The sequence below is a fragment of the Vibrio sp. D431a genome (assembly GCF_030248655.1).
In the GTDB taxonomy this organism is placed as follows: Bacteria; Pseudomonadota; Gammaproteobacteria; order Enterobacterales; family Vibrionaceae; genus Vibrio; species Vibrio alginolyticus.
The window spans coordinates 20,421-46,095 of record NZ_JAHGAP010000033.1 but is presented as its reverse complement, the minus strand read 5'-3'; the positions used below and the strand labels follow the sequence as shown (position 1 = coordinate 46,095).

Here is a 25,675-nt window from a genome sequence, read left to right as displayed (position 1 = left end):
CAACGTCACTGAAAAAAACTTGTTCACTGAATCTTTATAAACCGATGTATATACTGAAGTAAATGACAACGACAAGGAAATTCAGTCACATGAAGACGACACCTTCAATGCTCTCTGTTCTGCTGCTATCAGCATTATCTACTCATGCAAATGCGGACGAATGCGGAAAAATAACCATCGCAGACATGAATTGGAATTCGGCAAGCTTAATGGCGCACATCGACCAATTTGTCTTAAATGAAGGCTACCAGTGCGATGCGGAATTGATCCCTGGTGATAGCGTTCCTACAGGCACCTCTATGATTGAAAAGGGACAGCCTGACGTTGCGCCAGAGTTATGGACAAACGGTATTAAAGAAGCACTTGATAAAGGGATTGAGGATAAACGCTTGCGCATCGCTAGTGAATCGCTTGTCAATGGTGGTGAAGAAGGGTTTTGGGTTCCCGCCTATCTGGTAAAACAGTATCCAGAACTCGCGACGATAGAAGGCGTCATCAAGCACGCCAAACTATTTGAACACCCAGAGGATGATGACAAGTTCGCGTTCTATAGCTGCCCTGCTGGTTGGACATGCCAAATCACCTCCGGTCACTTGTTTAATGCATTAGGGTTAAGTGAGCACGGCTTTGAGATGGTTGACCCAGGCTCTGGCGCAGCACTAGCTGGCACCATCGCTAAAGCCTATGACCGCAAAATACCTTGGTTTGGTTACTACTGGTCACCGACTCCCGTATTGGGCAAGTATGATATGGTCAAAGTGGATTTTGGTAGCGGAACAGATTTAGAAGAGTATCGCAACTGTACCACTCAGCCTGATTGCACTTCACCAAAAGTAACAATGTACCCACCTTCTCCAGTTCGCACAGTAACAACGGAGGCGTTTGCGAGCAAAGAACCCCAAGCATTCGCGTACTTGCAGAAACGCGGATTTACCAACGAGCAAATGAGTGAAATGCTGGCCTGGATGGAAGATAACTACGCGGACGGTGAAGAAGCGATGTTTTACTTCTTTAATACCTACCCTGACTTGTGGAAAGGCTGGGTATCTGAAGACGTCGCGGTGAGAATCGAAAAAGCGCTTTGATGATTAATACTTCGAGTGCCACAAATCATTTAACCTCCCATACCGTTTGAATAAACGGCATGGGAGACTCGTCAACGACTCGTTAATACATGGTGTGACCATTCAATGTTTCTTTAGGGATCTCTTGCAGAGCGTCCCAATGTTCAACAATCTTCCCATTATGATCAAAACGAAAGAAATCCATTGTCACGTATTCAATATCATTAGGCCATGTTTGGTGAGTGTGTAGTGCCACCAAATTCCCTTCAGCAATAGCTCGCACAAACGTAATATCTTTATCGGGATACTCGTTTTGCATCCGCTCAAAATACTCGATAAAAGCCTCGGGGCCATTTCCAACTAATGGATTGTGCTGGATGTACTCATCACCTACGTAGTCTTCAACTGCCTTTCTTGGATTACCTCTATAGGCGGTTTCGTAAAACGCAATGGCATTTCTTTTATTCTCTTGCAGAACCATTTTTCTTACCTGTGTTGATCCATCTTGCGGATAACGGTAATCATAGTCTTTGAACTTCAGAAGTGACCAAACTTCGCGCACAAAAAAGGCCGCTAAAGAGCAGCCTTCATCACTTCTACTTGGAATCATCGCCTTTCATCGCTTAAACCACACCACCAGCACCGAGCATAGAACGCTCACTGTTCTCCACCAGCAACGCGGTTGCGGTTTGTTTCAGCGTTTCCCATTCTTGGTCTTCGACAAAGATACCATTTTGCCAAGAAGCTTGTTGCGTACGGCTTAACTCATCGCCTTCAATGTGGGTGGTATATCCTTGTGCACTTTTCTCGATATCGAAATCGTTCACGGAGAGCTCGATAACCATACTATGCAAATCCGTATCATGCCCATCAAACTGATCCGAGAAAAAGACTTCTGGTGCGATTCGTCCGCGGTTTAACACATAAAGCGTTCGCTTGGGACTAGAGCCATTGACCCATTGTGCACGGCACGCAATGCCTTTCGCAGAGAGCTTCAACAACTCACTGAAACCCAACCAACGGTTATGACACTGTTTCAACGTAATGGTAATCGACTTACGGTTGATCATTTTCTCGAGCGCGAAATCCAACACCGCGGGTAAATGACACGCCACACTCCCGTTGTGCAGTTCTACCTCTATGCTTGACGGTGTGCTGTTGGTCACCGATACGGCGCAGTCTGAATCTAACCCAAGAAACAGACTGGCGTTATTAAAATGGCGAACTCCATGTAAGCCAACCATTTGCAAGTCCGCCACCATGTTCGCAATGACATCCGCCTCACCACAGTGACGGCGCATGCCAAGAAATGCCTTATTAACCGCGGCCACCAATTCGTTGTGAGAGACGATCATAATGCAAATCCTCCATTGATTTTTTGATTATCACTTTGCGCAATTTCGTCACGCGGCGGCATGCTAGGGAAAATCCATGTGTCTGCCAGTTTAGGGGCGTGAATTTCATCTAACAACGGCGCACCTTGGAAGAAAGTTACTCGAACCCAACGATCCGAGCGCGGATCAAACTTAGTCGCACCAAAGATCGCCAATTTACAGCGCAGTAAGTGCATTGGTAACGCATCTTTACGCAGCACATTCATTTGAATATCCCCCATCGCACGGTTGCCTAACGTCCATACGCGACGTGTGATCGAACGATAAGCCGGTTTTTGCAATAGAAACTCTGCTACGGACATTTCTACATCACAGTCAAGCAAGGCCTGGTACAAGCGATTCACTTGTCTGCCAATATCAAGCGGCAGTTCTTTTTCTTCTCCAGCCTCTTCCCCGCGAACACCAAGCCTTGGCTCTTCTTTATCTTGTGAGCGATACCAGAACCAGTAGTTGTTCTCGGCTAGTGAGTAATCCGCATCAATCGCCCAGCGGTACTTGCTTTGCAACACTTCCAGTAAATCTTGGATCTTTTTCCCGCCCGGAATAGATAACGTTTCATCCGTATTCATTTGGCTAGCAAATTCATCCACTAAAGATGGGTAGAGTTCGATCAAGCAAGAGGTGAGGATTTCTTGGGCTTCCACACTCATTGTTTTCTTATGCTCGACCAAACTCGCCCAGTTCGGATGTAATGCCATTAACGTTGTTAGCTCCGATAGCAGTTGTTTGATGTCTGCTATCGCTTGATGATTGAGCCTGTCTTGATGTTCATTAATGGTGATGACTTGCTCTAAATGACGCTGTGCTTTTTGCAGCAATCCTTGCAAAGGATCATGGAACGACGCTTCACACGGCATCGCAAAGACTCGCGCTACCGCACGTTCGCGAGAGGTCATCCATTGGTCAACAATACACGGGTGATTAATCAAGTATGGAGCCATGCCTAAGCCAGTAGCATTACCGACACCAAGGTAGCGCTGCAAGCCACGATGCAAAGCCACCGCGTTGTCGCCACCTTGTTGAAGTGCCAGATAGTGCACCCAATCTAGGCTGAATTCACGCAACATATATACGGCACACATTTGCGCACTAAAAGACTGGCTGAAATCTGAGTTATTCTCTAACAGTTTGAAGTCGGCGATACCAAACTTTCCGTTACCATAAACAGCTGTGGTACGCAGGATATAACCCACTTCCGCTAATTCTTTCGGCTCAGGCTGCTCGCCTTGAGAAAGCGCGCTAACAATGTGCTCAAACACGCGCACACTTTTGTTTGCGCGAGCAAGAACAAGTACGTTGTTTGGATTACGTCCCGCTTCTTGCAGCGGTACATTTTCTCGCAATCTTTCCAACAAAGTAACATCAACATAGCCTTGAACCAGTGCAAATGTGACGTCCCACTTTTCAGCAATTACGCGATCATTACGCTCGTCGTCGGCAATTTCATCACAGAATACCACCAAATGATAAACGTGCTCTGGCGTGGTCAATTTGTAAATCACATGACCATAACCACGAGGACAAAGCTGCCACTCATGCTTGGTTACTTGCCAGTTTTGGCTTGCCATATTACGAATCAGACTGCGAACAAAGCTGATTCGGTTTTGGTGCATTGCGCCAAGCCTTTCGGCTGCCATGACAATCGCTGCATCGCGCATAGTTGCTTCCGTATAAGTAGAACGATGTGCATCCATTTTGCTCACCACCTATTTGTTATTGTAAGAATACTAGGGTTTGTGCGGATGCAGGAGGAAAACACCCGCACAAGCTCCACGTTGTTTGAATTAGATAATTGTTATAGCCCTTGCTCTTTCGCCATTTTGATTGCGATTTGCGGCGCATTCCAAAGTGACGGTAACAGAATCAACGAAACCGGAACCGCGGTAATCACAATGAAAGATTGCAGTGCAGAGATGCCACCAGAGCCAAGAGAAATCAGGATCAATGCCGTCACACCCATCATTACTCCCCAGAAGGTACGGATGATCGCATTCGGCTCCGTTTCACCACTGATCACGACACTGATTGTGTAGGTCATTGAGTCGCCCGTCGTGACGATGAAGATCGTGGTTAAAATCAGAAATAGAATTGAAGTCAGCATTGGCATTGGTAGTTGCTGAGTCACCGCAAGCAAAGCACCTGGCAGGTTAAAGCCTTCGAACGCCGCACTCACGCTACCCGGTTCAGCAATTTCAAACGCAAGACCTGAGCCGCCCACAATCGTGAACCAAAAACAGGTGGTTAACGGAGCCACAATACTGATGGTGGAAATAACTTGGCGAATAGTTCGACCACGGGAAATACGCGCAATAAAGATTGCCATCATCGGACCATAACCCAGGAACCAGCCCCAGAAAAATACTGTCCACCAACTTAGCCAACCTTCGTCACCGCGATAAGTCGCCATTGGGATAAAGTTATCCAACATGCTTCCTACACCTTGAATGTATCCGTTAAAGATAAAATTCGTAGGGCCAAAAAACAGGATGTAAACCATCAATGCCATTGCCAGAATCACGTTGTAACGACTAAGCAGTTGCATGCCTCGGCTTAATCCACTGAGTGCTGACAAGGTGTAAAGAGCAATCGCAAACAAGATGATGATAAGCTGAGTGGTAAAGCCATCAGGAATATCAAACAGCGCATTTAACGCGTAGCTAACCTGCAAGCCTAGAAACCCAATTGGCCCGATGGTGCCTGCGGCTACCGCGATAATGCAGCACGCGTCAATCAATGCACCGAGTTGGCCTTTAAGTGCTCGTTCGCCCAAGACTGGGTAAAGCAAAATACGGGGTTTTAGTGGTAAACCTTTGTCGTAATGCAGGTGCATCACCACGATCGAAGTTAAGCTACCTACAATCGCCCAAGCCAGAAAGCCCCAGTGCATAAAGGATTGCGACAACGCATTCACCGCACCTTGCTGCGGGTTATCTTGCGCGCCGTATAAAGGGGGTGGGCTAACATAGTGTGCGATAGGCTCAGCCGCGGCCCAGAAAACGCCACCACCAGCCAATAAGGTACAGAAAATAATCGCCATCCAGCGGAAAGAATCCATTTCTGGTTTTGCAATCCCGCCCAACATCACCTTGCCTGTTCGCCCTGCAGCCAAGCCAAGACCAATAAGAAAAGTGAGAAGCAGCAGTAACTGCCAGTATGGACCAAATACCTGAACTGCCCAGCCAAAGCCAGCGTTAACGATCGTAGATAACAGCTCGCCGTCATAAAGTGCAATAGCAACGAACAACGCGATGAAACCACCGCTATACCAAAAGGCCGGGTTATTCAGTCCTAATTTGTCCGTCGTGTTTTCTGTTGTTGATGTGTTGTGTTTTGCTTTCGACTTGCCCGATGACACGTTCATCGTGGAAGCTTTCATGCTATTGGTTAAATCAGACATACTCTGGCTCCAGAGGTTCTTTGCAGCAGCCAAAGACTGGCTACAAATGTGAGTTTTACGCCTGCCGTATTGTTATTATGTGGGCAGGCGGTTCCTACTTTGGGGAATGCTATGAAATAGGCTCTAATCCTTCTTTAAGGAAGTTGAACCAGTTTTCACCCAATATTTTTCCAGCCTCAGATTCACTGAATCCGTGACCCATTAATCCGTTGTAGATGTTCTCCATCCCTGCGCTGCCGCAGAACCATGGCAGCGCATCTGGCCATCCCGAGTTACTTGCTGAACCTTCGCCGTAATCCATCGCTTTTGACCAACGACCGTTGCGCATCCACTCCAACACTTGTTGCGGCTGATTTAGGCACAAATCGCTACCGATACCTAAATGGTCGACGCCAAACATGTCTGCGGTTTTCGCTACCATCTGGCAGAAATCATCCAGCGTGCACTGGCTGCCATTTGGCAAATGGAATGGATATAAACTGAATCCAATCAAACCACCGCGCTCCGTCAGTGCTTTGATCACGGTGTTGGATTTGTTGCGCAGTGCGTCATGCGCAAACGTCGGGTTAGCATGGCTGATACAAATTGGACGCGAAGAGAGCTCGATAGCTTCCAACGTCGAACGCTCCGCGCTGTGGGACATATCAATGATCATCCCGACTCGGTTCATCTCTTCAATCGCTTGCTTACCAAAGCGAGTTACGCCGGAATCGTTTTGTTCGTAACAACCTGTCGCCAGTAAGCTTTGGTTGTTGTAGGTCAGTTGCATGATCAGCAGACCTTGGCGGCGCATCACTTCAATCAGACCAATTTCATCATCGATAGGTGAGCAATTTTGCGCGCCGAAGAAGATGCCGACTTTGCCTTCTGCTTTGGCTTTTTCTACATCTGCCATTGAATAAATAGGCATGATGAGGTCCGCATTTTGCTCGAAGCGCAAGTTCCATTCAGCAAAACGCGTTAAGGTTTCGCGCGCAGTTTCGTGGTAGACGATAGTGGCATGAACGGCGGTAATGCCACTCGCCTTAAGCGTTTGGAAATACTCTCGATCCCAATTGCAGTACTGCAATCCGTCAATCACAATCCGTTGTTGGTACATAACCACTCCTTAAACAATTTCTTAGCCTTTCAGTGCGGGTAACTGACACCATCAGCTACCCTGCTGTTCTTAGTAAGGGCGCTGATAAGCGGTTTTCACCACGGTGTAGAACTCTTTGGCGTACTGCCCTTGCTCACGAGGGCCAAAGCTAGATTCTTTACGGCCACCAAATGGGACGTGATAATCTGTACCCGCAGTTGGCAAGTTAACCATGACGCAGCCCGTTTGGACTTGCTGTTTGAAGATCGCGCTATTGCGCAGACTTTGCGTGATAATGCCGCCTGTCAGGCCAAAGCGCGTATCGTTCGCGACTGCAATCGCCTCATCCAAATCAGAAACGCGAATCACGCTTGCCATTGGTGCAAAGACTTCTTCTTGGTTCACTTCCCAGCTGTTTTGTGTGTTCAAGAACAGGGTTGGTGACATATAGTAACCGTCATGCTCTAGGCTCAGACGCTCACCACCGAAAGCCAGCTCCGCGCCTGCTTGGCGTGCATTTTCAATCCACTCAAAGTTCGCATTCAGCTGGTTACCATCAACAACAGGACCCATGAATACGCCCTCTTCCAGTGCGTGACCCACTTTTAATTCGCTCATGCGTTTGATTAGCGCTTCAACATACGCGTCGTGAATTCCGTCCATAACCACAAGACGAGAAGACGCGGTGCACTTTTGACCTGCACCCGAGAATGAGCCTGCGATTGTCGCTTCAACGGCAATTTGAATGTCTGCATCATCTGCCACTACGAGCGCATTTTTGCTACCCATCTCTAGCTGACAACGCACAAAATTTGGTGCCGTTGCCGCTGCAACTTTACGGCCTGTGTCCACAGAACCAGTGAAGCTCACGCCGTTCACATCCTTCGAATTGATAAGGGTATTACCGACTTGCGAACCGCTACCCAAAACGAGGTTAAACGTGCCGGCAGGTAAACCTTGGCGATGGATAATCTCTGTCAGCGCAACGGCACTTGCTGGGGTTAGGTTGGCAGGCTTCCAGACGACGCTGTTACCAAACGCAAGTGCTGGCGCGATTTTCCAAGCCGCTGTTGCTGTTGGAAAGTTCCAAGGAGAGATAATGGCGATAACGCCGACGGCTTCACGAGTAACTTCAACGGAGACACCTGGACGGACGGAAGCAGCGTTATCGCCAATTTGACGCAGAACCTCAGCAGCAAAGTATTGGAAGAATTGGCCAGCACGGTATATCTCACCTCGACCTTCAGCAAATGGCTTACCTTCTTCACGCGAAAGTAAGGTGCCCAATTCGTCACATCGTGCAATGAGCTCATCACCAATCGCTTGTAGCACTGCTTGCTTGCGCTCGATTGGTGTTTTTTCCCACTCTGGCTGCGCTGATTTAGCCGCTTGAATCGCTTGCTCTACTTGCGACACACTCGCTTGTGCGAAATCGCCAATGTTTTCGCTGATATCAGAAGGGTTAATATTGGCGATGGTGTCCATGCCCGATTGCCACTCACCCGCTATATAGAGGGATTTTTCTGCTTGAACATTGTTAATAAAAGTCATGGTTCTTTCCTTGTTCTTCCGATTTGTGATGGCAAGCCACCCACTCACTGATCTCTAATTGTTCTTATTGGATTTATTCTGGTTGGCTTGCCGACGCGTAGACGACAAACTCCACCAACATCTCTTCTCGCGCTAACCCTGCAACCACCATGGCGGCGCGATTTGGGTACGGCGCTTCAAAATATTCCGCGTACACTTGGTTAACGGTCTTTAAGTATTCTCTGTCGGTCACATAAATCAGGACCTGCAACACCGAGTCCAAAGACTCCCCTGCACACTCCAGGGTGTGAATGAGATTGTTAAAGGTTTGACGTGTTTGTGCTTCGATACCGCCTTCCACAACCGCGCCTGTGTCATCAATAGGAATTTGAGCCGTATACAGGGTTCCGTTGTTGACTATCGCCCATTCAAGCGGCGCTTTAGAAGCAAATAGACTGGTTTTAACTGGGTGTTTTTTAGTAGGAGTATTCACGTGCCTTTCAACCTTTGTAACAGCTTTGTTTCAATATGGTTAAATGATGCACATTGACAGGCGATAAATCTAACGGTAAATTTTTGACATTTGATAAATTAAACTTATCACTCTATTTAAAATAACGTAAATAAAGGGATTAAGAGGCATTAGGGATGAGTATTAAGCTTCAACAATTAATGCATTTTGTGATGGTAGTCGAGGAAGGAGGCTTTCGAGCCGCTTCACATCGTGCAAATCGTTCTCAGGCGGCACTGTCCACATCGATAAAAGAGCTTGAAAAAATTCTAGGGCAAACGCTGTTTGAACCCGGAAACAAAACCAAATTGACCCCGTTTGGTGAAGTTTGTCTGCCCAAAGTGGTTCAGTTTCTCAATATCTACAGTGCGCTGGACAACGATCTCAAAGCTGCCGCGGCCGGACAGCAAGGGAGAGTGCGAATTGCGAGCGTTCCTTCTGTTGCAGCGAAACTCATCCCGAGCGTGTTGGGTGCCTTTTGCGAGCAGTATCCAAATGTAGAAGTAAGCTTGATCGATGATAACGCGGCGGGCGTCGAGGCTCGCTTACTCTCCGGTGAAGTCGACTTAGCGCTCGGTAACCCCTCTCACCTCGATGAGGGCGGCATTGACTTTACGCCGCTGTTAGCCGATCCAATAGGCGTGGTGTGTTTAAAGGACAACCCTATTGCGAGTCATCCAGAAGGAATCGAGTGGCAAACTTTGTTGGAACAACCCTTTATCCGTAACGGCACTTGTACACTTCTAGATCCAACCCCAGCAAGAGCTCTGAGTCAGCAAGCGCTCTATTCGGTCGAAAATATTACTTCGCTATTTTCTGTCTTAGAACTTGGGATTGGTGTCACGACCCTACCGAAGCTTGCTTTCCCAACCAATGAAACACGCTTGGTTTGGATTCCGCTTATCGATCCACCACTTGAAAGGCAAATTGGTATATTTACGTTAACCGATCGCACGATCTCGCCTCAAGCTAAAGCATTTCACGATCTTTGTGTGCATTATTTAAACTATCAAAAAGAAGATAAATAATGGTTCGATTAACATGCGGATAATTAAAAGCCTCCATATTCAGAGTGGAGGCTAATTTGTATTTGTGTAGTCGCTTCGTTTTATTTTTTGCGACGATTTCGGTTCTTATACACCACGCAAAAGTTACCACGCTTGGTACGACACTTTGAGCAACGTTCGCAATCTACTGGTGCGCGATTGCCTTCTTTCCAACGTTTGATCAACTGCGGCTCAGCCAATAAAGGGCGTGACACAGCAAAAAATTGGATATCTGTGTTTTCTGCAATTTTCTCAATCGCATCAATGTCGCTCAGCCCGCCGACAGTAATCACCGGTATGCTAACGTCCTGACTGATCACGTGACCATATTCGTGAAAGTAACCTTCTTCTTGTAGTGTGTAACCATCGAACGTTTGACCAACAAGTTCGTTTGCTTTGCCGTGAATATTGCCAGACACGACGATCGCATCAACGCCTACTTCTTCAAGTTTCTTACAGACGACGCGAGTTTCATCGAACGTTAAACCGCCGTCAAAGAACTCTGTTGCCGTCAGTTTTACGAGGATGGGAAATTCGCTTCCAACCAGCTTTCTGGTTTCAGAATAAATTTCTAAAAGAAAGCGCATGCGATTTTCTAAGTCACCACCATATTCGTCTTCTCGACGATTATAGTACGGGCTTAAAAACTGGTTAATTAAATAAGTGTGCGCCGCATGAATCTCTACGCCGTCAAAACCAGCGTCTTGAGCACGTTTACTCGCCAATGCGAATGCCTTTACGATGTAGTCTATTTCGTCCTTTGTCATCGCTTTGCCTTGCGTATTTGTACCACGCTCAGGCACGTCACTCGGAGCGAAGATGACACGCTCACCGACGTTATGGGTGGTTTTGGTGCCACCGTAAGCAATTTGCATCACGATTTTAGAATCTTGTTGATGTACTAGCTCTGTTAGCTTTTTGTATTCTTCAATAAAAGAGTCGTTGTAGATCCCCATCATACCTGCGTTGGGTTTCTCTTCTTCAACGATATTGGCATAACCCGTGACAATAAGCCCAACTTCCCCTTTCGCAAGCGTTTCGTAAATATCGTAAAGCTTTACCGTCATGTGACCATCTTCGGTCGCCATGTTCTCCCACGTTGCGCTTCGCACAAAACGGTTCTTTAGGATCATGTTGCCAATGCGGGCTTCGGAAAACAAAATGCTCAAAACCAGTCCTCTTAAAGTTGTCTTTATGTTTTATCTTTTCGCAAGTAAACAAGAACGAAAAAGGAACAGCGATACACGATGTATGGCTGTTCCTTCTCTGAATCCTTGAGACCTGCAAACTACAGGCGCACCTTAATGCCTCGGAGACGACAAAACTTTAATCTGGGTTAATGTTTAGTGAGTTTTTAGATTATGTAAAAAGATGATTCTTAATCGTGTTCATTTCACTGGAGCTAAGATGCTTCCTCACCTACTTTCAGTCGTAAAACTTTTGTATTTCGCTAGCTGGTGATTCAACTCAAACATTCACATTGTTAGTTTGTATGCTGCTATGGGAACTAGCACTCCCCCCAAATGTTTACATTACAAACTATCGATATTGAATTCTCATATGGTAAGTAGAGTTATTGCGCTGTTTATACTTTTTAGCTTAATCGTCGCTATCTCTTGACATTATTACGAGTCAGCGGAAACGCGCGATCTACTATGTTTTACACACTGGTTGTTTTTGCTTTTAGATATGAATACGTGATAGTGAAGCTAGAGGAGGAACAGGAAAAACAGGGAAAATAAAGGACAATAGAAAGTTAAATGACCTTACTTCTAGGTAAGGTCATTCATGCATTCAGCAGCAAAAGATATTGGCGCTTAGCAAACGCTTAGGTTTGGTTGTTACAGAGCTAGAGGAATCAACTCGACGCCAAGCACACCACTAATCCCCATCACCACTAGCAGTGAGACTTTAAACACCGACTTTGACCAAGCGATGTAGTTGTTGTCATCAATGCTGCGAAAGGTCACTTTCGTCCACATAAAGCAAACAACCGCTGCAACTGCTAAGTATTCATACCCTGCTTCACCTAGTAAAAATAACCCCAACGATACTGCTCCAAACGCTACGACATACGCTTTCATGTGTCGATGCGCTTTATGAATGCCTTCTTTAAGTGGCAATACGGGAATCCCGGCTTCTCGGTAGTCTTGCATGCGGAACATGGCAATGGCATACGAGTGCGGCATTTGCCAGAGACAGAACATGGTAAAGAGTAAAATCGCTTCCAAGCTAATGAAGTTTGTTACCGCTAAGTAACCCACCAATGGCGGAACTGCGCCTGAGATACTTCCCACTAAGGTTCCATACACCGAGTTACGTTTGTACCACATCGTGTAAAAGAACACGTAATACACGTAGCCAAGCAACACGACGACAGCGGATAGTGGGTTCACTCGGATAAATAACAGTGCGGTTCCTACCAGCAATAAAGCAAGTGCATAAACAAACGCAATATCGATATTGATATTGCCTTTCACTGTTTCACGATTTCGTGTACGTGCCATCTTCTGGTCGATATCACGATCGAAAATATTATTCACCACACAACCTGAAGCGATGACTAACCCAACACCAACTAACGTCGTAACGAACAGCATTAGACTGGCTGGTTCTGTTTTTGCGGCGAGGAAGAACCCCGCCGCAACAGAAATCAGGTTGCCGAAAATAATGCCCGGTTTAGTGATAGACAAATAACTTTTCAGCATACCTTGACCTACAACTTCATGTTGACGTTCATGTTGTAGATGATCCATACCGAGCCAGCGATAAGGATAAGTACAACAATGGCGGTAAACATCAGTGATACAAGGTTCCAACGTCCGTCGGATGTTTTTGTTTCCATGTGCAAGAAGTATTTAAAGTGAACAAATATCTGCACTAATGCACATCCAAATAGAATCGCATAGGTCGTTGTATCTGGTAATGATTTCGTCCAAACAAAGTAGAACGGAATTACCGTCAGAATCAGTGAGGCAATAAAGCCTTTCACGTAATCTGACGAACTGGTTTCTACATGTTGATCCATTACATTACCCCCAGTAAGTAAACGATGGTAAAGACACAAATCCAAACGATATCTAGAAAGTGCCAGAATAGGCTTAAGCAGTTAAAGCGCATTGCCATATTGTCGTTCAGACCTTTCGTCGACAGTTGATGATACGCTACCGCTAACCAAATCAGACCAAAGGTTACGTGCAGGCCGTGCGTACCAACCAACGTAAAGAATGCCGACAGGAATGCACTTGTTTGTGGCCCATAGCCTTCTTCAATCAGGTGATGGAACTCATAGACCTCCATACAGATAAAGCCAAGACCAAGCGCGAACGTGACTAACATCCAGCGTTTGAGACCAGCAACGTTGTTGCGCTTCATCGCGATAATGCCAAAACCAAATGTGATACTGCTAAACAGCAGCAGCATGGTTTCGACAAACACGAATGGGAGTTCGAAAATGTCTTTACCTGTTGGGCCCGCAATTGAATTGCTCGACAGCACAGCGTAAGTCGCGAACAAGGTCGCAAACAATACACAGTCACTCATCAGGTAAACCCAGAAGCCAAATAGCTTGTTGCCATTCGTGTCATGGTGGTGATCATGGTCGTGATGTGCTGCGATATTAGTTTGCATACGTCACCTCCAGATCATCTTTACTTTCGCTGTCTTTCACTGAGTTTTTCTTCGCTTCTTCAAGCTGAGCTCGACGTTCAGCCTCAATTGCTTTGATCTCTTCAACTTCCACGTAGTAATCCACATCATCGTTATAGCTATGCTGAATACACGTCACGATAATACCGACCAAACTTGCCGCCGCTAGCCACCAGATGTACCAAATCATGCCGAAGCCAAATAGGAGCGACCAAGCCGACACGTAGATGCCTGTTGCCGTGTTTTTTGGCATATGAATACGTTCGTATTCCACTTCTTTAGTTGGATCGAACTCGCCACTTTGTTTCTGGTACCAGAAGGCATCCAGCACATCACCTTTTGGTAGGTGCGCAAAGTTGTAGAACGGCGGTGGAGACGATGTTGCCCACTCAAGAGTACGACCACCCCACGGGTCACCAGTTAGATCACGGTTTTGCTCGCGGTCACGGATACTCACGTAAATTTGGATGAACTGAGACAATACGCCCAGCGCAATCACAACCGTACCTGCTGCGGCAATCGACAACAGTGGGAAGTATTCTGGGTTGATGTCTTGGCTTAAACGACGAGTCATCCCCATGAAGCCCAGCGCGTAAAGCGGTAAGAACGCCATTAAGAAACCAATAATCCAAAGATAGAACGCGCGTTTGCCCCAAGTTTCATTCATGGTGAAACCGGTCGCTTTCGGGAACCAGTAAGTGATCGCAGCGAAACATCCAAACACCACACCACCGATGATAACATTGTGGAAGTGAGCGATAAGGAATACTGAGTTATGCAGAACGAAATCTGCGCCCGGAACAGCCATTAGTACGCCCGTCATACCACCAACAGTAAAGGTGATAAGGAAGCCCACCGTCCACATCATTGGCGTCGTAAAGCGGATGCGGCCTTTGTACATCGTGAATAGCCAGTTGAAGATCTTCACCCCTGTTGGGATAGAAATGATCATCGTGGCAATACCGAAGAAGGCATTTACGTTCGCGCCAGACCCCATCGTAAAGAAGTGGTGTAGCCAAACGACAAAGGCAAGAATCGTGATAACTACGGTAGCCCAAACTAGCGATGTGTAACCGAACAACTTTTTACGTGAGAAGGTTGCGGTGACTTCTGAGAACACACCAAAAATTGGCAAGATCAAGATGTACACTTCTGGGTGACCCCAAGCCCAAATCAGGTTGACGTACATCATTACGTTGCCGCCAAGATCATTGGTAAAGAAGTGCATGCCTAGGTATCTATCCAGCGTAAGCAGAGCGATAGTCACCGTTAGGATTGGGAATGAAATGATGATCAAAATGTTTGCACACAGAGACGCCCAAGTGAAAACTGGCATCTTCATCATTGGCATAGACGGTGTACGCATACGCAAAATGGTCGCGAAGAAGTTCACGCCTGTTAACGTCGTACCAACACCTGATATCTGCAGCGCCCAAATCCAATAGTCGACCCCGACTCCTGGGCTAGCCTCAATACCTGAAAGCGGCGGATACGCCAACCAGCCGGTACGACCAAATTCACCTAAGCCGAGAGACATGTTTGTTAGGATGACACCTACAACAAACAGCCAGAAGCTCAAGTTATTCAGATACGGGAAAGCTACGTCACGCGCACCAATCTGCAATGGCACGATGATGTTCATCAGACCAATGACCAATGGCATCGCTACGAAGAAGATCATGATCACGCCATGGGCAGTAAAAATTTGATCGTAGTGATGCGGTGGTAAGTAACCTGCTTCACCCGCAGAAGAAAGGAGTTGCTGACTACGCATCATGACTGCGTCAGCAAAACCACGAACAAGCATCACCATCGCTACTGCGATGTACATGAAGCCAAGTTTTTTATGGTCTACTGAAGTAAACCATTCATTCCACAAATATTGCCACTTTCCGGCTTTGGTCACCGCGTAAACTACGGCTAAACCAACCAGCGCCACAACCGCTAGGGTGATGACAATAATAGGTTCGTGGAATGGAACTGAATCAAGAGTTAATCTTCCAAACATTACGATTATCCTTGGTTTTCAGGCAAACAGTTCATTGAACCAGGATGCTGAGTCACAACGTCGGTGAACAAGAACGGAGGAACGCTAGAGAACAAAGTGACTGGCTCTGCGATACTTGGCGCTGCCAGTGAGCTGTATTGCTCCCAATCTTCAATACGATCAGGGCTCGCCTTCACTTTCTGCACCCAATTTAGGAACGCAGCACGATCAGACATTGCTGAAGCTGTGAACTTCATTTGCGAAAAGCCTTCGCCGCTGTAGTTCGATGCAAAACCCTTGTAGTCACCTTCGTGGTTCGCTATGAGGTTGAGCTTGGTTACCATGCCTGGCATCGCGTAGATCTGTGTACCTAAGCGAGGGATGAAAAACGCGTTCATGATGTTGTCCGAAGTCAGTTTGAACTGCACTGGCACGTCTTTCGGGAACGCCACATAGTTCACCGTCGCAATGTTTTCTTCTGGATAGATGAACAACCATTTCCAATCGAGTGACACCACTTCGATGGTCATTGGTTTAACATCACTTTCCAAAGGTTTGGATGGCTCTAGTTCATGAGTCGAACGCCATGTGATCGTCGCAAGAATCGCAATGATGATGATTGGAATTGTCCATACCACCACTTCGATTTTGGTCGAGTGTGACCACTCGGGTGCGTACTCTTCTTCAGTGTTAGAGGCGCGGTATCGGTAAGCGAAGTAAATCGTCATTAAAATCACAGGGATTACAACGATCAACATCAGCAAAAGAGCAGTAATAATTAACTCTTTTTCTTGCACACCAATGGCACCTTTGGGGTCAAGTAAAGCTGAATTACATCCTGAGAGCATAAGTATGACGGACGCCAAACTTCCCCTCGACAAGATGCGTTTATATCTTGAGGCTTCCATTAACTTTCTCGATGGTTGTCTGGTTTCAAAGCAGATGCCAATCAAAGTAAATAAGAGCTCACAAATAGCGCAGAGGTAATGTATGAGAACAAGAAAAAACCTCGATAAGTAGTTATTCTACTTACAATTTTTTCAACTTCGTCATCAAGCATTTTACCAGCTAGGATGAACCGTTATTTGCTACGATACGATTGGTATCAAGCCAAGAACCAGTTGTTATAGTCATTAGAATGTTTATGTGTTGAGCATGAGTAACGTCGGGCTCAGAGCGAAACAAAACGGAATTGAGTGGAGATCAAAACCACACTCTTAGTGTGAGTTTATTGTTACACTTTGAAACACTATGTTACATTTGGCGCATTATGAGGAGTAAAAAGTTAAAGCTCATTAGCCACAACTGGAAACTAACCTTCCATTAATGGAAGTTACACACTTTAAATAGAATATTAACCTCAACACGAATTTCTCGTGCTTCAACAATTAATTATTTAAAAACAAACAGTTGAAACTAAAAATTGATGAGACTGACTATCAACTTCATTTACGCAGATAGCCTTAATGAGAAGCGGAAGCTAAAAAATCAAAAGTGTGATCAACATCAAATTAATGATTTCACTTAATATTTGAGTGGTATTTACATCTCTTTATTGGATTGTGAGAAATCATTCTCAAGGTAAATCCAAACATAAGTTGTAAATACATTTGGGTTGCGCAGAATTAGCACTCCACAACATAGAAAATGTTGAAATGGAAAGAGACTTATTATTCAGGTCTATCAGAGCCTTATTTCAGTGGTCACTTACATACGAATGCCGCCATCCACTTCTAAAACCCTGCCAGTAAAGTAATCACTCTCAATAATGTATTTTACTGCATGCGCGATTTCGCTTGTTTCGCCCATCCTGCCAACTGGGATCATCTTTTCTAGTCGCTCTATGGCTTCGGGTCTCATTTGCTCTGCCATCGCGGTATGAACTACACCTGGTGCAACCGCCGCCGCGCGAATACCGTATCTTGCGAGCTCACGAGCCCATGTTGTCGCCATGGTCGCGACCGCCGCTTTAGATGCAGAATAATTGGTTTGTCCGATATTCCCTGCTCTCGCAACACTAGAAATATTGATGATAACGCCTCGGGAGCCACTCTCAATCATCTTGACGGCAGCTTCACGCCCACACAAAAATGTTCCTGTCACGTTAACGTTCATGACCAAATTGAATTGATCCAAAGACATCTTACTGATCACGCCATCTTTTGCTTTTACAAGTAACCCATCTCTTAACACGCCAGCGTTATTGACTAACCCATTGAGTTGACCAAAATCTTGGATAATCGCTTCAAACGTGGTTTCAACATCGATTTCGTTGGTGACATCCACTTGATATGTCAACGCTTTCGCACTCAGCATTCGACACTGCTCTTGTGTTTCCATTAAGCCACTGGCGTTTACATCCAACAACGCTAAATCAGCGCCAGCTTGAGCAAGGGTAATGGCCATCATTTGCCCAAGCCCCTGCCCTGCTCCTGTAATGGCAATAACACTACTTTTTATGTCCATATTGGTGCACTCCATAGCTCGTAATGTTCTCTATCTCAACTAGTCTAAGTTGGCCGAAATGATGCGCGTTTTAGGTCACCATCTCGGGCTGGTTTGTCACAAAACTCGGTCTAGCCTTTCTTACTCTTGTATAACTCAAATAAGCTTGAGAAATCGAGCTCGCCGTGGCCGCTCGCGTTGTGGAAAGAATATAAGTTGCGCGCTAACGACCCCATCGGAACCGAAGAATGTGTTTGTAACGCCGCATCTAACCCCAAGCCGAGATCTTTTAGCATGAGTTTGCTCATAAAGCCCGGCTGGTAATCGTGACTGGCTGGCGCACTGTCCATCACGCCTGGGCAAGGATTGTAAAGCTCCAATGCCCAATTTCGGCCAGAGCTTTGCAGCATGATGTTTGATAGCACTTTTGGATCGAGTCCATGATCGATACCTAGGTTTAATGCCTCGCACGTACCAGACATTAAAATGCCGAGCATAAGGTTGTTACAGATTTTCGCCATTTGACCATCGCCTGCTTTGCCAGCATGGAAAACATTTTTTCCCATATACTGCAAAATCGCATTGGCTTTAGAAAACGCTTGATCCGAACCACCAACAATAAAGGTTAATGTCGCCGCTTTAGCGCCAGCAACGCCCCCCGAAACGGGCGCGTCGACAAACAACACGCGTTTATTTGCCGCTTCATTGGCGACTAATCGCGCAGAGTCCGGATCAATGGTTGAACAATCAATCATCAAGGTACTTGGCGAGACAAGATTGAGGACACCTACGCCGCCGTGTAAGTCGCCAAGATACACGGAACGAACGTGAGATCCTGCTGGTAGCATCGTGATGACCGTGCTTGCACCATCCACGACTTCCTCGATAGAGCTCGCCACCACCGCACCAAAAGGTGCAAGTTGCTTTGCCGCTTCGCTATCGACATCAAATACTTGCACGTTAAATCCAGACGCTAATAAGTTTTGCGCCATCGGATGCCCCATTCTTCCTAAACCGATAAATGCGATGGTACTCATGATCATTCTCCTTATTGACCTAGTGTTTGTTCACCCAAATCAGCAAGCGGATGTTCGTCATCCGGCCAAAGTGAGGTAAACAAGGTATCGATGATATCTTCATCGACTTCACTGACATTGTTAAACATCCAGTTAGGTTCGCCATCCCGGTCAATAAGCCGAGAACGGACGCCCTCTTTAAACTCACCTAATAAGGCACTGCGAACCGATAAACTCAGCTCCAAGCGGAAGCAACCTGCAAGTGGTAAGCTGTGGTATTCTTTCACTTGTCTGAAGCAAATATGCGCGGTGATCGGACTGCCTGCGGCGAACGTTTGTTTCGCGTTTTCTATCCACTGACTGTTCCCGTCGATAGCCATGATTCGCTGTGCTATCGTATTAAGATCAAAGCCTTTGCACGCTTCCTCTATCTGATCTAAGTATGGACAAATTTGCGTGGTTGGTTTGCTATCAATAACTTGTTCTTCCATTAACTGTAGTAGTGCAGTTACCAACTCTTTCGCATCTTCTTTGCCCCACTGGAGCCGCTTTAGCTCATCCAGTAAGGTGGGATACTGCTCTTCCAACAGTAACCAATCGGCCAAACCAATAGTGACAGCGTCACTTGAATTTACCATTGAACCTGTCAATCCGAGGAATAAGCCCACTTGCGGATCTATCTGGCTTAAAAACCACGTACCTCCCACATCAGGATACAGTCCGATATTGATTTCTGGCATAGCAAGGCGTGATGTTGTTGTCACAACTTTATGGCTGGTTCCCATAAAAAGCCCCATCCCACCGCCCATGACAATACCTTCTCCCCAACCGATAATGGGTTTGTTGTAAGTGTGGATGAGATAGTCACACTCATACTCCAACGAGAAATAGTTCGTACAGAACTCTACGATTTTTTCTTTACTCTCGTTATGCATGACGTGATACATAGCTCGAACATCACCACCAGCACAGAATGCTTTTTCTCCAGCGCCAGTCAGTACCACACAAGCCATATGCGGATCGTCTTGCCACTTGATAAGCTGATCGTTAAGTTGGACTAACATGTCATACGTCAATGCATTCAATGAAGCGGTGTTGTCTAACGTTGCGATACCAATGCGGTGCACGCCATCTAAGCACTCTATTTCACTAATGGTTACCATCCCTGCCATGTGGCCTCCTATCGGTTTTTCCATTGCGGTGGGCGTTTTTCTAAAAAGGCGCGAACACCCTCAACTTGATCTTCCGTATCAAAAAGATTCAGAAACAACTCTCGCTCTTTCATTAAGCCGTGCTTCAGTGGCGCCGAGCGCATATTTTGAATGAGCGCCTTGCATGCGGCGACAGAAGATGGCGACTGGTTCGCAACAGATTCAGCAAGTTCCAGCGCTTTACTTAAAGCTTCACCTTTGGGAACCAACTCCTCAACTAGGCCTAGTTCTTTTGCTTTGTCAGCGCTGACTTGCTCTCCACATAAAATGATACGCTTTGCCCAGCCTTCCCCTACTAACGCTGTGAGGTTTTGGGTACCGCCAGCGCAGGGCAAAAGTCCGACTTTGGCTTCAGGTAAAGCAAGTACCGCTTGCTCTTCAACGACTCGAATATCACAAGCTAATGCCACTTCTAAACCTCCACCCATGGCGTAACCATTAATAGCGGCAATGGAAACACCACGGAATTCCGAGAGCATTTCAAAGGCTTCACCAAAGCATCGCGCCATGTCTAACGCAACCGCTTTGTCACCGTCAGAAAATAGCTTGAGATCTGCACCAGCAGAGAAAAACTTTTCTCCACTGCCGGTTAAAACCAGTGCGTAGACCTGCTTATCATTGTTAAGTGTGAGTATCAGCGACTTCAGTACCTTGAGGCTCTCTGCTGTCCACGTATTGGCTGGCGGGTTGTTCATCGTCACCACCGCAACGTGATTAGTGATCGTATGTTGAATGGCTTCTTGGGTTAATGGCATATCTGAATCCTTTCTCAATGAGCAAATCCAATACTTCGCTACAGCAAGGCCGACTCCTCAGAGAGCAAACGGCGCGCGATGATCAAGCGCATGATTTCGTTCGTTCCCTCCAGAATTTGATGCACACGCACATCTCTGAAATGACGCTCCATTGGATACTCTTTGATGTAACCATAGCCGCCATAAAGCTGCAGCACTTGGTCGCAAACCTGAAAGCCCACATCGGTTGCGAACCGTTTTGCCATCGCGCAATAAGCCGTGGCATCTGGGTCATTTCGGTCGAGCTTGCTGGCGGCATAGCGCACTAACTGCCGAGCAGCCACTAGCTCTGTAGCCATGTCTGCTAATTTGAATTGTAAGGCTTGAAACTGCGCAAGCGACTTGCCGAACTGCTTACGCTCCTGAATGTATTGTGTCGCCTGTTCAAGGGCCTGTTGAGCCGTACCGACGGAACAGGTCGCAATATTTATACGCCCTCCATCAAGCCCTTTCATCGCAAAGACAAAACCTTGCCCTTCTTCGCCCAGTAAATGGCTAGCTGGAATAACGACATTTTCAAAAGTAACCGCTCGTGTTGGTTGGCTGTTCCAACCCATTTTGGGTTCTTTGCGCCCATAGCTGATACCATCTGCGTGAGCAGGAACAACAAATGCAGACACGCCTTTGGCACCCGCTTCTCCGGTTCGCGCCATCACGACCAAAACATCTGTCTCTCCTGCGCCAGAGATAAAGGTTTTGCCGCCGTTGATGACATACTTATCTCCCTTTTTTGTAGCGGAAGTGGTCAGTGCAGCGGCGTCTGATCCTGCGTTAGGCTCGGTTAAGCAATAGGAGCCTAACCACTCCCCCGTAACTAATTTCGGACAGAACTGCGTTTTGGCTTCATCGGTAGCAAAACTGGCTATCATCCAACTGACCATGTTGTGAATCGTCATAAACGCCGTAGTGGACGTACATCCCATGGCCAGTTGTTCAAAGATAATTGAAGCATCCAAGCGACTCAGCCCTAGGCCACCTTGCGCTTCTGGAGTGTAGAGACTGAGAAACCCCAGTTCCCCCGCCTCTCTCAATACGTCTTTGGGGAAGATCTGCTTTTCATCCCACTCCGCCGCCATCGGTGCTAAACACTCATCGGCAAATTGCTGAGCGGTATCGGCAAATGCACGTTGATCTTCATTAAGTTCAAAGTCCATAAAAGCTCCTTCTATTCACTCAGCGCAGTTGGATGGTCAAATTAGGCCCCGTTGGAATATCGTCATCAAACCAACGTGCCGTCACCGTTTTAGTCTCGGTATAAAAACGTACCGCTTGTTTACCATACGCATGTAAATCACCATAGAAACTGCCTCTCCAACCAGTAAAGGAGAAAAATGGTAAAGGGACTGGAATAGGCACATTGATCCCAACCTGACCGACTTGAATGTCATGCTGATATTTTCTCGCAGCAGCGCCATTAGCCGTAAAAATGGAAGTGCCGTTCCCGTATGGGTTGCGATTCACCAACTCAATGGCCTCTTGCAACGTTTCGACTTCCATACAAACTAAAACAGGGCCAAATATCTCTTGCGTGTAAATCGACATATTCGCTGTTACACCGCTAAACAAGGTTGGGCCAATCCAGTTTCCATCGGGAAAGCCTTCCACTTCACACTGACTGCCATCCAGTTCACACACTGCGCCTTGTTGTTTGCCATCTTCGATTAGGTCCAATACGCGTTGTTTGGCTTGCTCACTGATCAGTGGGCCATAAGCAGCTTGCTCATCGTCCCAAGGCCCTGGGTGTACTTTCGCCATTGCCTGTTTAAGGTCTGTAATCCATTGTTTTGAATCGCCGACAAATACCGCAACAGAAATTGCCATACAACGCTGCCCCGCCGCCCCAACGGAGGACCCCACTAAGTTATTCACCACTTGTTCCTTGTTCGCATCAGGCATGATCACCATGTGATTTTTAGCACCAGCAAAAGCTTGAACGCGTTTAAAGTGTTTCGTACCCGTAGTGTAGATATAACGGGCAACAGGAACCGAGCCAACAAATGACACCGCTCGAATATCAGGATGAGCCAGCAGAAAGTCGACTTGCTCTTTGCGGCCATGAACGATCTGCAACACCCCTTTTGGCGCGCCGGCTTGCTCAAATAGTTCGGCTAAACGAATAGAGGTCAATGGCACTTGTTCGGAGGGTTTGAGCACAAACGTATTGCCCGCAGCGATGGCGATTGGGAACATCCACAACGGAATCATGGCAGGAAAGTTAAACGGCGTGATCCCACAACACACACCTAAGGGCTGAATCATTGAGTAACTATCAATATCCGTGGCAACGTTTTCGACGGTTTCTCCCATCATGTTGCTAGCAATGTTTGCCGCCTGCTCAACCACCTCGATACCACGCCACACATCGCCTTTGGCATCCGCTAAAATCTTACCCGTCTCATGAGAAAGCAGTGTGGCAAGCTCATCATGATGTTCTTTGAGCAAGTGCTGATAGCGAAGCATGACTCTGGCACGCTCGGATACTGCCACTTCCTTCCAAGATTGGAATGTCTCTTTCGCATTATCAATGGCGGCTTCCATCTCGTGCTCTGTGGAACATGGAACGTACGCAATGACATCATTAGTGGCGGGATTGGTTACCTCAACCCAATCCGATGTTTGAGATTCACGAAACTCGCCACCAATAAACAAGGGAACCAAACGAGTCATCATTTACTCCTTTCTGATTTCAATTAAAGCGGTATTTCAATGCCTATCGCCGTGGCTTCTCCACCACCGATACAAAGTGACGCAACACCCCGCATCACTTTTTTGGCTTCGAGATCACCATTGGTGCCTAACGCTTGTAGCTGACGCAAACTGTGAATCAATGTCACCAGAATTCGTGCGCCACTAGCCCCTATCGGATGCCCAAGCGCACAGGCTCCACCTTTAATATTTACTTTGCTCGTATCTAGTCCAAGTTCCGCCACCGCTATTTGTGTCACGACGGCAAAGGCTTCATTGATTTCCCACAGGTCCACTTCATAAATTGACCAATCTAGCTGGAACAGCAGTTGCTCAATTGCGTAGACGGGTGCCAAAGTAAATTCTGCAGGTTTTCTGGCATGTGTAGAGTGCGCCTTGATGATCGCAAGTGGTTTAAGCCCCTGATGACGCGCAGTGTCTTCATCCATAAGCACAAGAGCCGCTGCGCCATCTGAAATGGCACTCGAATTAGCAGCGGTCACCGTACCTTTTTCATCGAATGCAGGTTTGAGTTGAGGAATTTTACCAAGGTCAATCGAGCGAGGGTGCTCATCGTAGTTCAGCACCGCTTGTTCTGACTTGGTATTGAGTGAAACCGGCGAAAGTTCATCGGCAAACAAGCCTCGCTCTTGAGCTTCCAACGCACGTTTTGCCGACATCACGGCCCATTCATCCATTTGCTCTCTGGTGAACTTAAGCCTGTCAGCGACTTGCTGAGCATAAACACCCATTAAGTGCCCTTCGTAAGCATCTTGTAGCCCATCGAGAAACATGTGGTCATACGCAGACTGGTGCCCCATACGCATTCCCTTTCTCGCCTCCCTCAGCAAATACGGCGCATTGGTCATACTTTCCATACCACCAGCAATGGCAGAGCGAATCGTTCCAGCTTTAATGAGATCGTGCGCTAACATGACGCTCTTCATGCCAGAGCCACACACTTTGTTAATGGTGGTGCACCCTACACCCAAAGGAAGATCTGCCCCCATAGATGCTTGCCTCGCAGGAGCTTGTCCACACCCTGCTGGAAGCACACATCCCATGAACACTTCATCCACCGAAGTCACATTCACTTCGTGCATTGCCGCCTTGATCGCCAGTGCGCCTAATTGAGGAGCAGAGTAAGTTTGCAACTTGCCTTGAAAGCGCCCAATTGGCGTTCTTTTCGCGCTGACAATCCAGATGTCTTTTCCCATGATTCGCATTCCCTTAAGGTATATGTGAACACTTGGCAGACTGATGACACCCTACATAGAATTACTCACCAAGCGCCACACCAGCCTTTATCGCCTTTTTCACTAACAAACTTTCATTCCGCGATTTCTTGACGTTTACGTAAGCATAGCACTAGCCTTTACAATGAGATGAAAAAACACACCAAGCAGACGTTTATATTTCAAAGTTGATGTTCGGCCTTCCCATTTAAGGTTCGATTTCCAGAAACTGGATTTTTATTCGAGGTAAGTATGTTATGGAAAAATACAAGATCAGTGACCTCGCCAAGGAGTTTGATATTACTACTCGCAGTATCCGGTTTTATGAAGACGTGGGTCTGATTGAACCAGAGCGAAAAGGCAATATGCGCGTTTATCAACGCAGGGATAGAATTCGCCTCAAACTGATTTTAAGAGGGAAACGGCTCGGTTTTTCGCTGGCAGAAATTCGTGAACTTTTCGAGCTCTACGACATGCAACAAACCGAAGGACAGTTATTGAAAATGCTCAATATCATTGAAGAGAAACAAGCCGTCCTACAACAACAACTCAACGACATCAGCGTCGTTATGGCTGAGTTGAATGCCGCTAAGGAGCGTTGTATTCAAACACTCAAAAGCAAGCAGACATAAAC

The 25,675-nt window shown here is 46.7% G+C and carries 23 protein-coding genes; 3 read left to right on the top strand and 20 right to left on the bottom strand.

Features of this window, described 5'->3' with window-relative positions; translation table 11 throughout:
• Positions 1-89: 89 nt before the first annotated feature.
• Positions 90-1,085 (top strand): ABC transporter substrate-binding protein, encoded by a 996-nt coding sequence (locus KJB35_RS24680; RefSeq protein ID WP_268208333.1) that lies wholly within the window; start codon positions 90-92, stop codon positions 1,083-1,085.
• A gap of 82 nt (positions 1,086-1,167) precedes the next feature.
• Here the strand turns inward: KJB35_RS24680 and KJB35_RS24675 are convergent, their stop codons facing one another.
• The 7 genes from KJB35_RS24675 to KJB35_RS24645 form a co-directional block, all read right to left on the bottom strand.
• Positions 1,168-1,545, bottom strand: a complete 378-nt coding sequence (locus KJB35_RS24675; protein WP_104976614.1) for a nuclear transport factor 2 family protein — start codon at positions 1,543-1,545, stop codon at positions 1,168-1,170.
• Positions 1,546-1,687: 142 nt separating this feature from the next.
• Positions 1,688-2,419 (bottom strand): DUF3726 domain-containing protein, encoded by a 732-nt coding sequence (locus KJB35_RS24670; protein WP_025767672.1) that lies wholly within the window; start codon positions 2,417-2,419, stop codon positions 1,688-1,690.
• A complete protein-coding gene (locus KJB35_RS24665; RefSeq protein WP_169644561.1) occupies positions 2,416-4,152 on the bottom strand; it encodes a hypothetical protein in 1,737 nt (578 codons plus the stop codon). The genes KJB35_RS24670 and KJB35_RS24665 overlap by 4 nt, the downstream gene beginning before the upstream one ends.
• A gap of 101 nt (positions 4,153-4,253) precedes the next feature.
• Positions 4,254-5,855: a BCCT family transporter gene (locus KJB35_RS24660; protein ID WP_115386696.1), complete on the bottom strand. Its 1,602-nt coding sequence runs from the start codon at positions 5,853-5,855 to the stop codon at positions 4,254-4,256.
• Between the two features lie 109 nt (positions 5,856-5,964).
• Entirely contained in the window at positions 5,965-6,954 is a 990-nt protein-coding gene (locus KJB35_RS24655) for a membrane dipeptidase (protein WP_053303711.1), read from the bottom strand.
• 69 nt (positions 6,955-7,023) lie between these two features.
• Positions 7,024-8,484: an aldehyde dehydrogenase family protein gene (locus KJB35_RS24650; RefSeq protein WP_053349978.1), complete on the bottom strand. Its 1,461-nt coding sequence runs from the start codon at positions 8,482-8,484 to the stop codon at positions 7,024-7,026.
• 73 nt (positions 8,485-8,557) lie between these two features.
• The gene (locus KJB35_RS24645) at positions 8,558-8,956 is read right to left on the bottom strand and encodes a RidA family protein (protein WP_005375789.1); all 399 of its coding nucleotides are present in this window, start codon (positions 8,954-8,956) and stop codon (positions 8,558-8,560) included.
• A 155-nt stretch (positions 8,957-9,111) separates the two neighbouring features.
• On the opposite strand from KJB35_RS24645, the gene KJB35_RS24640 reads away from it, so the two are divergent.
• Entirely contained in the window at positions 9,112-10,002 is an 891-nt protein-coding gene (locus tag KJB35_RS24640; protein WP_268208323.1) for a LysR family transcriptional regulator, read from the top strand.
• A gap of 80 nt (positions 10,003-10,082) precedes the next feature.
• Here KJB35_RS24640 and KJB35_RS24635 read toward each other — a convergent pair whose 3' ends face one another.
• The 13 genes from KJB35_RS24635 to KJB35_RS24575 all read right to left on the bottom strand — a co-directional run bounded on the left by KJB35_RS24635 (position 10,083) and on the right by KJB35_RS24575 (position 25,023).
• On the bottom strand, positions 10,083-11,189 hold the full coding sequence (locus KJB35_RS24635) for an NADH:flavin oxidoreductase (RefSeq protein WP_171345438.1): 1,107 nt from the start codon (positions 11,187-11,189) through the stop codon (positions 10,083-10,085).
• A 672-nt stretch (positions 11,190-11,861) separates the two neighbouring features.
• Positions 11,862-12,776, bottom strand: coding sequence for a heme o synthase (gene cyoE, locus KJB35_RS24630; protein ID WP_165401665.1), 915 nt, complete (start codon positions 12,774-12,776; stop codon positions 11,862-11,864).
• Entirely contained in the window at positions 12,737-13,048 is a 312-nt protein-coding gene (cyoD, locus tag KJB35_RS24625; RefSeq protein WP_005375783.1) for a cytochrome o ubiquinol oxidase subunit IV, read from the bottom strand. Before cyoD ends, cyoE begins: the two co-directional genes overlap by 40 nt.
• The gene (gene cyoC / locus KJB35_RS24620) at positions 13,048-13,650 is read right to left on the bottom strand and encodes a cytochrome o ubiquinol oxidase subunit III (protein ID WP_005375782.1); all 603 of its coding nucleotides are present in this window, start codon (positions 13,648-13,650) and stop codon (positions 13,048-13,050) included. Before cyoC ends, cyoD begins: the two co-directional genes overlap by 1 nt.
• Positions 13,640-15,676 (bottom strand): cytochrome o ubiquinol oxidase subunit I, encoded by a 2,037-nt coding sequence (gene cyoB / locus KJB35_RS24615; RefSeq protein WP_005375781.1) that lies wholly within the window; start codon positions 15,674-15,676, stop codon positions 13,640-13,642. The genes cyoC and cyoB overlap by 11 nt, the downstream gene beginning before the upstream one ends.
• Positions 15,677-15,681: 5 nt before the next feature.
• Positions 15,682-16,563 (bottom strand): ubiquinol oxidase subunit II, encoded by an 882-nt coding sequence (gene cyoA, locus KJB35_RS24610; RefSeq protein WP_005388604.1) that lies wholly within the window; start codon positions 16,561-16,563, stop codon positions 15,682-15,684.
• Between the two features lie 799 nt (positions 16,564-17,362).
• On the bottom strand, positions 17,363-18,121 hold the full coding sequence (locus KJB35_RS24605; RefSeq protein WP_213906892.1) for an SDR family oxidoreductase: 759 nt from the start codon (positions 18,119-18,121) through the stop codon (positions 17,363-17,365).
• Between the two features lie 110 nt (positions 18,122-18,231).
• Entirely contained in the window at positions 18,232-19,137 is a 906-nt protein-coding gene (gene mmsB, locus KJB35_RS24600) for a 3-hydroxyisobutyrate dehydrogenase (RefSeq protein ID WP_053307783.1), read from the bottom strand.
• Between the two features lie 11 nt (positions 19,138-19,148).
• Positions 19,149-20,288, bottom strand: a complete 1,140-nt coding sequence (locus KJB35_RS24595) for an enoyl-CoA hydratase/isomerase family protein (protein WP_053307784.1) — start codon at positions 20,286-20,288, stop codon at positions 19,149-19,151.
• A gap of 8 nt (positions 20,289-20,296) precedes the next feature.
• Positions 20,297-21,082, bottom strand: a complete 786-nt coding sequence (locus KJB35_RS24590; RefSeq protein ID WP_053349982.1) for an enoyl-CoA hydratase — start codon at positions 21,080-21,082, stop codon at positions 20,297-20,299.
• A gap of 38 nt (positions 21,083-21,120) precedes the next feature.
• Positions 21,121-22,275, bottom strand: coding sequence for an acyl-CoA dehydrogenase family protein (locus KJB35_RS24585; protein WP_213906893.1), 1,155 nt, complete (start codon positions 22,273-22,275; stop codon positions 21,121-21,123).
• Between the two features lie 19 nt (positions 22,276-22,294).
• Positions 22,295-23,788 carry a CoA-acylating methylmalonate-semialdehyde dehydrogenase gene (locus KJB35_RS24580; RefSeq protein ID WP_017634263.1) on the bottom strand — a complete coding sequence of 498 codons (1,494 nt, stop codon included), beginning with the start codon at positions 23,786-23,788 and terminating at the stop codon, positions 22,295-22,297.
• Between the two features lie 23 nt (positions 23,789-23,811).
• Complete coding sequence (locus KJB35_RS24575) at positions 23,812-25,023, bottom strand: acetyl-CoA C-acyltransferase (protein WP_025767662.1); 1,212 nt, start codon at positions 25,021-25,023, stop codon at positions 23,812-23,814.
• Between the two features lie 275 nt (positions 25,024-25,298).
• Between KJB35_RS24575 and KJB35_RS24570 the strand changes: the two genes are divergently transcribed.
• Positions 25,299-25,673 (top strand): MerR family DNA-binding transcriptional regulator, encoded by a 375-nt coding sequence (locus KJB35_RS24570; RefSeq protein WP_017821195.1) that lies wholly within the window; start codon positions 25,299-25,301, stop codon positions 25,671-25,673.
• The last annotated feature ends 2 nt before the right edge of the window (positions 25,674-25,675 follow it).